This is a genomic window from Streptomyces sp. KR55, assembly GCF_052245645.1.
GTDB classification, from domain to species: domain Bacteria; phylum Actinomycetota; class Actinomycetes; order Streptomycetales; family Streptomycetaceae; genus Streptomyces; species Streptomyces flavusporus.
This window is the reverse complement of sequence record NZ_JBQQCE010000051.1, coordinates 20,159-31,073: the sequence shown is the minus strand read 5'-3', so window position 1 is coordinate 31,073 and position 10,915 is coordinate 20,159. Positions and strand designations below refer to the sequence as shown.

The 10,915-nt window shown below is 72.4% G+C and carries 9 protein-coding genes; 1 reads left to right on the top strand and 8 read right to left on the bottom strand.

Annotation, left to right across the window (positions count from 1 at the left end; all coding sequences use genetic code 11):
• Window positions 1–21: 21 nt before the first annotated feature.
• The 3 genes from ACTWQJ_RS10430 to ACTWQJ_RS10420 all read right to left on the bottom strand — a co-directional run bounded on the left by ACTWQJ_RS10430 (window position 22) and on the right by ACTWQJ_RS10420 (window position 3,176).
• Window positions 22–1,134: a sensor histidine kinase gene (locus tag ACTWQJ_RS10430; RefSeq protein WP_443306347.1), complete on the bottom strand. Its 1,113-nt coding sequence runs from the start codon at window positions 1,132–1,134 to the stop codon at window positions 22–24.
• 3 nt (window positions 1,135–1,137) lie between these two features.
• Window positions 1,138–1,845, bottom strand: coding sequence for a response regulator transcription factor (locus ACTWQJ_RS10425; RefSeq protein WP_443306346.1), 708 nt, complete (start codon window positions 1,843–1,845; stop codon window positions 1,138–1,140).
• An 89-nt stretch (window positions 1,846–1,934) separates the two neighbouring features.
• A complete protein-coding gene (locus ACTWQJ_RS10420) occupies window positions 1,935–3,176 on the bottom strand; it encodes a PP2C family protein-serine/threonine phosphatase (RefSeq protein ID WP_443306345.1) in 1,242 nt (413 codons plus the stop codon).
• Between the two features lie 112 nt (window positions 3,177–3,288).
• Here ACTWQJ_RS10420 and ACTWQJ_RS10415 point away from each other — a divergent pair, with 112 nt between their 5' ends.
• On the top strand, window positions 3,289–4,152 hold the full coding sequence (locus tag ACTWQJ_RS10415) for an undecaprenyl-diphosphate phosphatase (RefSeq protein ID WP_443306344.1): 864 nt from the start codon (window positions 3,289–3,291) through the stop codon (window positions 4,150–4,152).
• Window positions 4,153–4,356: 204 nt separating this feature from the next.
• On the opposite strand, the gene ACTWQJ_RS10410 is transcribed toward ACTWQJ_RS10415, so the two are convergent.
• The 5 genes from ACTWQJ_RS10410 to ACTWQJ_RS10390 all read right to left on the bottom strand — a co-directional run bounded on the left by ACTWQJ_RS10410 (window position 4,357) and on the right by ACTWQJ_RS10390 (window position 10,912).
• Complete coding sequence (locus tag ACTWQJ_RS10410) at window positions 4,357–7,623, bottom strand: SpoIIE family protein phosphatase (RefSeq protein ID WP_443306343.1); 3,267 nt, start codon at window positions 7,621–7,623, stop codon at window positions 4,357–4,359.
• A gap of 112 nt (window positions 7,624–7,735) precedes the next feature.
• Window positions 7,736–8,143 carry a peptide-methionine (R)-S-oxide reductase MsrB gene (gene msrB, locus ACTWQJ_RS10405; RefSeq protein WP_443306342.1) on the bottom strand — a complete coding sequence of 136 codons (408 nt, stop codon included), beginning with the start codon at window positions 8,141–8,143 and terminating at the stop codon, window positions 7,736–7,738.
• A gap of 14 nt (window positions 8,144–8,157) precedes the next feature.
• The gene (gene murC / locus ACTWQJ_RS10400; RefSeq protein ID WP_443306341.1) at window positions 8,158–9,546 is read right to left on the bottom strand and encodes a UDP-N-acetylmuramate--L-alanine ligase; all 1,389 of its coding nucleotides are present in this window, start codon (window positions 9,544–9,546) and stop codon (window positions 8,158–8,160) included.
• A gap of 89 nt (window positions 9,547–9,635) precedes the next feature.
• A complete protein-coding gene (locus ACTWQJ_RS10395; protein WP_443306340.1) occupies window positions 9,636–10,109 on the bottom strand; it encodes an indole-3-glycerol phosphate synthase in 474 nt (157 codons plus the stop codon).
• Between the two features lie 35 nt (window positions 10,110–10,144).
• Window positions 10,145–10,912 carry a pyrimidine reductase family protein gene (locus ACTWQJ_RS10390; RefSeq protein ID WP_443306339.1) on the bottom strand — a complete coding sequence of 256 codons (768 nt, stop codon included), beginning with the start codon at window positions 10,910–10,912 and terminating at the stop codon, window positions 10,145–10,147.
• Window positions 10,913–10,915 lie beyond the last annotated feature (3 nt).

Sequence of the window (10,915 nt, the reverse complement as noted above, 5' to 3'; positions counted from 1 at the left end):
GACGGTCGACCGGCGGGCGCGTCAGGGGTCGGACGTCGGGAGCGTCACCTCGAATCGGCAGCCGCCGGTGACGTTGCGTACGGCGGCCCGACCGTGGTGGGCCTCCACGGTGCCCCGCACGATGGCGCGCCCCAGCCCGGCCCCGGCCGGTGGCGTCCGCGCGTCGGTGCCGCGCCAGCCGGTGTCGAAGACGCGCGGCAGGTCCTCGTCCGGGATTCCGCCGCAGCCGTCCGTCACGGACAGGACCACACCGTCGGGCGACCGTTCGGCGGCCACCGCGACCGTGCCGTCGGCCGGGGTCCGCCGGATCGCGTTCACCAGCAGATTGCCGAGCACCCGGCTCATCTCCCTGCCGTCCACCTCGACCGGCACCGGCTCGACCCGGTCACCGACGAGCCGTACGCCGTGCTCGCGGGCGAGCGGGTCCGCGCCCGCGAGGGCGTCGCCGACCAGGTCGTACACCGAGATCCGGCTCGGGCTCAGCGCCAGCGTCCCCGCGTGGATGCGGGAGAGCTCGAACAGGTCGCCCACCATGTCGTTGAGCCGCTCGGCCTCGGCGCGGATCTGCCGCAGATAGCGGTCGGGATCGGCGGCGACACCGTCCTCCAGTGCCTCGGACATCGCGCGCAGTCCGGCGAGCGGGGTGCGCAGGTCGTGCGAGATCCAGGCGACCAGCTCACGCCGGGAGCTCTCCAGGGCGCGCTCGCGGTCCCGGGACTCGGCGAGTTTACGGCTGGTTGCCTCCAGCTCCCGGCTCAGCGCGGCCAGTTCGGCGGTGGCGGGGCCGTCGGGGCTGGTGAAGTCGCCGCCGTCGCCGAAGGAGCGGGCGGCGAGGGTGAGGGCGCGGCTGCGGGCGACCACCCAGCGGCCGAGCAGCAGCGCGGTGGCCAGCGAGACCACGGCGGCCATCGCGACGACGGTGGTCACGACGGTCAGGTCGTGCCGGGACAGGAACATCGCCTGCGCCACCGCGAGCGTGCCGGCGAGCATGGCACCGACGGCGACGGCGGCGACCACGGCGAGGTGCGCGATGAGCGAGCGCCGGCGGATCAGCAGCAGCACGCCCGCCCCGAGCAGCCCGGCCGCGGTGGCGCCGAGGAAGGCGAACAGGGCGATGAGCAAGGTGTCGCGCACGGCTCACGCCTCCCCGTCGGCGGAGTCGAAGCGGTAACCGACGCCCCACACCGTCTGGATGAACCGTGGCCGGGCCGGATCGTCCTCCACCTTGCCGCGCAGCCGCCGCACATGGACGGTCACCGTGGACAGGTCGCCGAAGTCCCAGCCCCACACCTCGCGCATCAGCTCCTCCCGGCTGAACGCCCGTCCGGGATGCCGGAGGAAGAACGCGAGCAGGTCGAACTCCCTGATGGTCAGGGCGAGTTCGACTCCGTTCTTGGCGGCGCGCCGGGCGCCCGGGTCGACGGTGAGTCCGGCGGTCCGCAGGGTGCCGGCGGGCTGCCGGCCGGGCCGGGCTCGGCGCAGTACCGACTCCACCCGCAGGACCAGCTCTCGGGGGCTGAACGGCTTGGTGACGTAGTCGTCGGCGCCGACCTCCAGGCCGAGAATCCGGTCGTCCTCGTCGCCGCGCGCGGTGAGCATGATCACCGGCACGGGTCCGCGGTCCCGCATCCGCCGGCACACCTCGAGGCCGTCCATGCCGGGCAGCATCAGGTCCAGCACCACCAGGTCCGGCCAGTGGACGGCGGCCCGCGCGAGCGCGTCGGGGCCGTCACCGGCCCGGTCCACGACGTACCCGGCCCGGTCGAGATACCCGGAGACGACCTCGGAGACGGTCGGGTCGTCATCGACGACCAGAACCCGTGCCCCGTACGACTGCTGTTCCATGCCGCCAGCCTCGCACTCGGTACCGGCAGGTGGCGCCGCCGCCCCCGGATGTCCCGGATTCGTAAGGAACCCGACCGTGGTGGAAACGTTCAGGCGTGCCCGAAGACCTCGTGCACCGGGGGCGGCCGGTTCCGCAGCCGGGCCGCCAGGACGGCCACGTCGTCCTCCGCGTGCCGGGCGTCGAGGCGGGCCAGGACGGTGTCGAGGATGCCTTCGACCCCGTCCGAAGCGTTGAAGTGGAGCCTCGCCAGTCGGTCCAGGGACTGGTCGATGTCCTCGCCGCGGTGCTCGACGAGCCCGTCGGTGAACAGCACCAGGGTGCTCTCGGCGTCCAGCTCGTACGTGGCCGGCTCGTAGCCGCCCAGTCCCGTGCCCAGCGGCGGGCCGACCGGCACCGGGAGCAGCGACGTCTCGCCCTTGCCGTCGATCACGGCGGGCGGCAGATGACCGGCGCTGGCCAGCGTGACCTGTCCGCGATTGGGGTCGACACGCACGATCAGACAGGTGGCCGGCCGGCGGTCGGACTCGCTGGAGGCGATGTCGTCGAGCTGGCGCAGCACCCGGTGCGGCGGAAGGTCGGCGGAGGCGATGTAGCGCAGGGCCGAACGGTAGGCGGTCATGTCCACGGCGGCTTCAATGCTGTGCCCCATCACATCACCGACGACGAGCAGCGTCCGCCCGAAGTGCAGCCGGACGGTCTCGCACCAGTCACCGCCGACCAGGGCGCGGTGCCCCACGGGCAGATAGCGGATCGCGACGTCCAGGTTCGGATGCGGCCGGCCGGGCTCGTCGAGCAGCGCGCGCTGGAGATCGCCGACTATACGGCTCATCCGGTCATACTCCCGGGCGTGCCGGACGTGCGAGGCGGCCCGCTCGGCGAGCAGGGCGAGGACGTCCGTCTCCGAGCGCGTGAAAACCCCCTCCTGCCGGGCGCACACGAGGACGCCGTAGTGGTCCTCGCCGCTGGCGAGCGGCACACAGAACGCCGGGCCGGCCTCGTGCCGTCCGACCCGGCTGCCCACCCTGCGGACCACCGCCGCGGCCCACGCGATGTCCGGCAACACGGCGGCGTCGCCGCTGACCGCCTCGTACGCCGACTCCGTCTCGGCACCGCCCCGCACTATCGCCGCGGCGCCGCCGATCAGGTCGGACACCGCGCTGGTCAGCTCCAAGCAGGTGGTCTCCTCGTCCAGCGTCGTGCCGATCCCGGCCGCGGTCGACCGCAGCACCGTCAGCCGCGACGACACGCCGGTGGCGGCCGCGGACGCGTTCGCACGGCCGACGGCGTGCACCATCGGGGGTCTTCGGAAGGACTGGAGCCATCGAGCCACACTGAACACCTTAAAACGTACTTAACAGACACAAACCACATAGGTTCCCCCGGGCAACCACCTGCGGACGTCCAGACGTCCCGACGTCGACATACTGAACGGCTGAAGCCCCATGAGCTGGTTTGAATCCATCGTCCTCGGCCTGGTCCAGGGCCTGACCGAGTTCCTGCCCATCTCCTCGAGCGCGCACCTGCGGCTCGTCGCGGCCTTCTCGGGCTGGCAGGACCCGGGCGCGGCCTTCACGGCGATCACGCAGATCGGCACGGAGACCGCCGTGCTCATCTACTTCCGCGCCGACATCGGCCGCATCATCAGCGCCTGGTGCCGTTCCCTGGTGGACCGGAAGACGCGCCAGGACCAGGATGCCCGCATGGGCTGGATGCTGGTGATCGGCTCGATTCCCATCGGCGTGCTCGGTGTCACCTTCAAGGACCGGATCGAGGGCCCTTTCCGCGACCTGCGGCTGACCGCCACCATGCTCATCGCCATGGGCATCGTCCTGGGCATCGCCGACCGTGTCGCCGCCCGCGCCGAGGCCGGCGGCCGCCACCGCACCGCCGTCGAGGGCAAGACCCTGCACGACCTCACCGTCCGGGACGGCCTGATCTACGGCCTGTGCCAGGCGATGGCACTGATCCCCGGTGTCTCCCGGTCCGGCGCCACCACCAGCGGCGGCCTGTTCATGGGCTACACCCGGGCGGCCGCCGCACGGTACTGCTTCCTGCTCGCCATCCCGGCCGTCCTCGCCTCCGGGCTCTACGAGCTGAAGGACGCCACCGAGGGCGGCCACGCCACCTGGGGTCCCACACTGCTGGCCACTCTCATCGCCTTCGCCGTCGGGTACGCCGTCATCGCCTGGTTCATGAAGTTCATCGAGACCAGGAGTTTCATGCCGTTCGTGCACTACCGCATCGCCCTCGGCCTGGTCATCATCGCTCTGGTGACCTTCGGCGTGATCAGCCCGCACGCAGCCTAAGGCCTGTCCGGCGGATCAGGTCGCAGGAAATCGGCGGTGACTGATCGGTGCTGGTGAGCGGGGGCGATGGGGGGGGTCCCCCGCGCGAGCGAAGCCGAGCGTGGGGGAGTCGGCGAGTGACGACAACGCGGCAGACGGGCGTGCCAGACCCCGCGTCTGCGGCATGATCCGCCGGACAGGTCCTAGTCCGCCGGCTGACGCTCCTCAGGGCAGTGGCTGTTCCGTCCAGATGACCTTGCCGTCCGTGGTGTAGCGGGTCCCCCAGCGCTCGGTGAGCTGGGCGACGAGGAACAGCCCGCGCCCGCCCTCGTCCTCGGTCCGGGCGCGGCGCAGCCGGGGTGAGGTGCTGCTGCCGTCGGAGACCTCGCAGATCAGCGCACGGTCGCGCAGCAGCCGCAGCCGGACCGGGCCGGTCGCGTGCCGGATGGCGTTGGTGACGAGTTCACTGGCGACGAGTTCGGTGGTGAAGGCCATGTCGTCCAGCCCCCAGGCGGCCATCTGGTCGGTGACCGCCGCACGGGTGCGGGAGACCACCGCCGGGTCGCTGGGCAGCTCCCACTGCGCCACCCGCTCCGGCCCCAGGGCGTTCGTACGGGCCACCAGCAGGGCCACGTCGTCGCTCGGCCGGTCCGCGAGCAGCGCGTCGAGGACCGCGTCACAGGTCTCCTCCGGCGGCCGGCCGGCGCAGGCCAGTACGGTACGCAGCCGCTCCAGGCCGGTGTCGATGTCGCGCAGCCGGTCCTCGATCAGGCCGTCGGTGTACAGCACGAGCTGGCTGCCTTCGGCCAGGTCGAGCTCCACGGTCTCGAACGGCATCCCGCCGAGCCCGAGCGGCGGCCCCGACGGCAGATCGACGAACTCCACGGCGCCGTCGGGTCCGACGACCACCGGGACGGGATGCCCGGCACGGGTGAGGCTGCAGCGCCGGGACACCGGGTCGTAGACGGCGTACAGGCAGGTGGCGCCGATGATGCCCGCGTCCGGGTGGGTGTTCTCCACCGCCCAGCCCTCGCCGCGGTCGAGCCGTCCGACCAGGTCGTCGAGGTGGGTGAGCAGGTCGTCGGGCGGCAGGTCCAGGGAACAGAAGTTGTGCACGGCGGTACGCAGCCGGCCCATCGTCGCGGCGGCGTGCAGACCGTGGCCGACGACATCGCCCACGACCAGCGCCACCCGCGCGCCGGACAGCGGGATGACGTCGAACCAGTCGCCGCCGACGCCGGCCTGCGCGGGCAGATAGCGGAAGGCGGCCTCGACCGCGCTCTGCTCGGGACGCCCGCGGGGCAGCAGGCTGCGCTGCAGGGCGAGAGCGGTGGTGTGCTCGCGCGTGTAGCGGCGGGCGTTGTCGATGCAGATCGCGGCGCGGCCGACCAGTTCCTGGGCGAGGGACAGGTCGTCGTCCTCGAAGGGGGCGGGCTGCCGCGAGCGGTAGAAGCTGACCACGCCAAGGGTCGCGCCGCGCGCCTGCAGCGGAACGGTGATCAGGGAGTGGACGCCCGCCGCGAGCATCCGCTTGGTCCCCTCCGCGTCCTGGCCGTGCCAGCCTTCGGCCGCGGCCAGGTCGGGTTCCAGCACCGACTGGCCGCTCTCCAGACCGCGGGCCTGCGGCGTGGCCGGGCCGTAGTGGACCGCTCCGCCGGTCTCCTGCAACGGGGACTCCTCGGGTACGGCGCCCAGTGCGACCCGGCGCAGCGCGGTGTCCTCGCCGAGCGGCCCCGGCTCCTCGCCGCGCAGCACGGAGGCGGGCAGGTCTACGGCGGTGAAGTCGGCGAACCGCGGGACGGTCACCTCCGCCAGCTCCTCCGCGGTGTGCGCGACGTCGAGGGTCGTTCCGATCCGGACGCCGGCGTCGTGCAACAGCTCCAGCCGCCTGCGCGCCAGCACGGCCAGCCGACCGACACCGGGCTCACCGACGAGCAACAGCCAGCCGTCGGCGGCCGAGTCACCGGCGTCCTCCCGCAGCGCGGTGAACGCGGAGACAGCGGGCGCAGCGGGCGCCTCCGGCGGGGGGACAGCGCGGGCAGCGGGCGCTTCCGGCGGGGAGACAGCGGGCGCAGCCGACGCCTCCGGCATGGAGACAGCGGGCGCAGCCGGGTCGGCCGGTGCGGATACGACCGTCCGCATGACGACGGCCGACGCCGACGGCACGGAAGCCGTGCTCGACGCCGCCAGGAACGGTGACACGGCGGGAGCATCCGACGCAGGCGGCGGCGATACGGCAGCTTGGGCCAGTGCGGCAGAAGGTGCCGATGCGGCAGGAGGCGTCGGCACAGCAGACGAACCCGGCCCAGGAGCCGACGACACGACCGACGAACCCGACCCAGGAGCCGACAACACAGCAGACGAACCGGCCCCAGAAGCCGCCGACACAGCAGACGAACCCGCTCCAGAAGCCGGCGCCACACCAGGTGTGACCGACGCGGCGGAAGCCCCCGGCGTCAGGACCGGCACCGCAGTCACCGTCGGGAGGGCGGCAGAGGCGGGCGTTGCCCCGGGCGCGGCGGGGCCGTCCGTTGCCAGTTCCACGTGCCGCAGGCGCGGTTCGCCGAGCACTCGGGCCTCGACCACGACGCCGATCTCACCGGCATCACCCCTGATCGGCCGGCGCAGCAGGATCGCCACTCGGCCGCCGGAGAGGGCCACCTCGTCGAAGGTGAGGTGCGGTGAGGCGATGAGCTCCTCGGCCTTCTCCCGCAGCACAGCGAGATCGAGCCGGCCGAGGTCCGCGCCGTCGTGGGCGGCCTCGGCGCCCGTGGGCGCCTGCTCGGGCTGCCGCGGCCATGCGTCACCGCCGTCCGCGGCATGCGAGGCCCGCCGGTATGCGGTGAGCAGCGCCCGCTCCCGCTCCGTCGCCTGCTCCAGCAGCCGGGTCTCGATGTCCCGGGCGGCATCGTGCACCAGCCGCACCATGGCGGGGTCGCCCTCGTCCCGCAGACAGGTGAGGTCGAGGACGGCCTCGATACGCCCGCTGAGCGGATTCCGCACGGGTGCGCCCGCGCAGGTGAACGGGGACAGGCAGTCGGCGAAGTGCTCACGGCCGACGACGTAGACGGGCCGCCGCAGGGCCAGTGCGGTGCCCACGCCGTTGGTGCCGGCGACCCCCTCGGACGCGCAGAAGCCCGGGGCGAAGTTCACCTCGTCGAGCAGTGCGAGCAACCGCCGGTCGCCGCCGTGCCGCTGGACCAGGCGGGCCTGCCCGTCGCACAGCACGACCGCCATGCTCACCGTCTCGAACGACGCGGTCAGACGCTTGAGCACCGGTTCGGCGGCGCGCAGCAGCGGGTCCTCGACCGCGAGGTCCGGCGCGTAGGGGATCAGCAGCCGGTGCGGCTCGAGCCCCGCGAACCGGCACCGCTTCCAGGAGTCGAGCACCGAGTCGCGTACGTCCGACTCGACCCGTGCACCGGCCAGGAACCGCTCATGAGCATCGACGAGACCGCCGATGTCGTCCCAGGCGACCGACAACGGGACCACTTCCTTCGCCTGGAGGAGACCCCGGCGCACACCGTCGTTCGGCTCGCCCTGCGGGGAGATCCTCCAGGCGCTTCAACCCTAAACCTTGTGTGACGCACGCCACAACGTGCGCTCACTCCCCTTCGGGCTGCAACCTCAGGGAGATCGAGTTGATGCAGTACCGCTGGTCCGTGGGGGTCGGATACCCCTCACCCTCGAACACATGCCCGAGATGGGATCCGCATCGCGCACACCGCACCTCGGTGCGCACCATGCCGTACGAGCGGTCCTCGACGAGCTCCACGGCGTCGGTGTCCTTCGGGTCGAAGAAGGACGGCCAGCCGCAGTGGGACTCGAACTTGGTCTCCGAGGTGAACAGCTCGGCACCGCAGGCCCGGCAGGAGTAGACGCCCTCGGTCTTGGTGTCGGTGTACTCACCGGTGAACGCGGGCTCGGTGGCGGCCTCGCGCAGTACGGCGTATTCGGCCGGCGTCAGCTCCGCACGCCACTGCTCGTCCGGCTTTTCGACGTCGTACGACATGAGCGTTCAGCCCCTCACTTCGACAGGCGGTCCAGGATGCGCGGGCCGAGGTCGGTGACATCGCCCGCGCCCATGGTCAGAACGAGATCACCGGCCTTCGCCATTCCCGCCACGACCTCGGGCACCTCCGCCTTGTCGTGGACCGGTGTCACGTCGGCGCCGGCCGCGCGGGCCGCCTCGATGATCAGTTCGCTGGTCACGCCGGGGATCGGGTCCTCGCGGGCCGGGTAGATGTCCAGGACCACGGAGGCGTCGGCCAGGGCCAGGGACCGGCCCATCTCCTTGCCGAGCTCCTGGGTGCGGGAGAACAGGTGCGGCTGGAAGACGACCAGGATGCGCGTGTCGCCCGCCGCCGCGCGCATCGCCTCCAGGTCCGCCGTCATCTCGGTCGGGTGGTGGGCGTAGGAGTCGATCACCTGAACGCCGGCCGCCTCGCCCTTCAGCTGCAGGCGCCGCTTCACTCCTGTGTACGCGGCCAGCGCCGGGGCCAGCTCCGCGGCCGGCACGCCGAGGGCCGCGCCCGCCGCGAGGGCGGCGACCGCGTTGTGGGCGTAGTGGCGGCCCGGGACGGAGACGGTGAAGGTGAGTTCCGCACCGTCCAGGAGGACCGTGACCTCGCTCTTCAGCCCCTGCGGCACGACCGACAGGACACGTACGTCGGCGTCGTCCGCCTCCCCGTATGTCACCGTCCGCACGGCCCCGGCCAGCCGCCGGGTCAGCTCCCGCGCGCCCTCGTGGTCCGCCGAGATCACCAGCGTCCCGCCGGGCACGATCCGCCCGGCGAACGTCTCGAAGGACTCGTAGATCTCGTCCATCGACGCGTAGTTGGCGTGGTGGTCGAGCTCGACGTTGAGGACGATCGCCACCTCGGGCGCGTACTTGTGGAAGCTGCGGTCGCTTTCGTCCGCCTCGGCGACGAAGATCTCGCCCTCGCCGTGCAGCGCGTTGGAGCCGGGGGCGTCGAGGTCGCCGCCGATGGCGTACGACGGGTTCAGGCCCAGCTCGGACAGCGACACCGCCAGCATCGAGGTGGTGGTCGTCTTGCCGTGCGTGCCCGCGACCGCGATCGGGCGCAGGCCGTCCATCAGGGCGGCGAGCGCGTCGGAGCGGTGGATCACCGGGATGCCCCGTTCGGCCGCCCCGGCCAGCTCCGGGTTGTCCGCACGGATCGCCGACGACACCACGACACAGCTGGCGTCGTCCGCGAGGTGCTCGGCCGCATGCCCGATGTGCACGGTCGCACCCAGCGCGCGCAGCGCCTCGGCGGTCTCCGACTCCTTCGCGTCGCTGCCGGCGACCTTGGCACCGCGCTGCGCGAGGATCTTCGCGATGCCCGACATCCCGGCGCCGCCGATGCCGATGAAGTGCGGTCGGTCCATGGCGGTAGGAAGGCCGGGTGCCATGCGTGTATCTCCCCAAGATCCGGTACGACGATCAGCGCCCGCGAACGAACGCGGGCCCCAGCCTATTGCCTGCGGCCGACAGCACCTCACTACGCCTTGCTGTGCGAGAACAACTTCAGCACCGGCACGCCCACCCGGTGCCGGGCCCGGGAAGCCCAGTCGCGGTGGAAGAACTCCTCCACGTAGTGGGGATCGGTCAGGACGATCACCTCGTCGGCACCGGTCTCCTCGACGAGGTCCTTGAGCACATCGAGCGGGTGGGCCTCGATCAGCCGCCCCTCCGCCTCGCTGCCCGAGGCCCGCAGCGCCTGCAGGGACACCTCGAGCGCCTGCTGCCCCTCGCTTCTGGCCGCTTCTCCCTCCGGGGTCTCCCCCTCGCGCACCGCCTCGTCGAGATCGCCGAGGGCGAGGTCGTCGATGGCGCGCAGCAACCGGTCCGCCTGCTCGCCGCGCGGCTGGAGCAGCACGTGGAAGGTGACCGGCTCGTCCCCGTGCAAGGTGGTGACGAACTCCACGTCGGCGGACGTCAGGGCCTTCTCGATCATCAAAACGCTTGTGAACACCAGGCGCCCCTTCTCCTACGAGGGCTGGCGAGCCCTCAGGACCGACGGTAACGGGAGAACAGAAACCCGGCCTCTTCCAGCAGGGACGCCAGGGCGAAACGCTGCGGCACCGCCACCGACGGTCCCCCGGCGATCCGCTGCGCGTCGCCTGCGGTGAGCATCGGGGACACGGTCAGGCACAGCTCGTCGAGCACCCCGGCGGCCACCAACTGGCCCAGCAGCCGTGGGCCGCCCTCGGTCAGCAGCCGCGTGTGCCCCAGCTCGGCGAGGGCCCGTACGGCCCGGGCGGGCTCCACTCCGACGCCGTCACCGGCGACCACCACCCGGGCGCCGGCCTTCTCGGCCGCCACGATCCGGTCCGGGGCCGCGGCGGCGCCCGTGAGGATCAGGGTCGGAACCAGGGGCGAGGTGAACAGCGGAAGCGAGAAGTCCAGATCCAGACTCGCGGTGACCACCGCGATCGCGGGCGCGGGCCCCTGCCCGGCCGCCCTGCGCAGCCCTGCGAACTCCGCACGCGCGCGTGCCGGGCGATACCCCTCCTGACGGACCGTTTCAGCACCGACCACGACCACGTCCGCCAGCGCCCGGAGCGTGCCGAAGATCCGCATGTCGGTGGCGTTGGAGATGGGCTGCGAGCGACCGTCGTGCTGGGCGGCGCCGTCGAGCGTGCTCACCATGTTGGCCCGCACCCACGCCACCGGCTCTCCCGGCCGGGGCTCGGGATAGGCATAGGCCGCGGCCAGCTCGGCGAGGCTCCACTCGCGGTCGTCCGTCTGGTCGGTCACAGGGAACAGGCGTCGCATGCG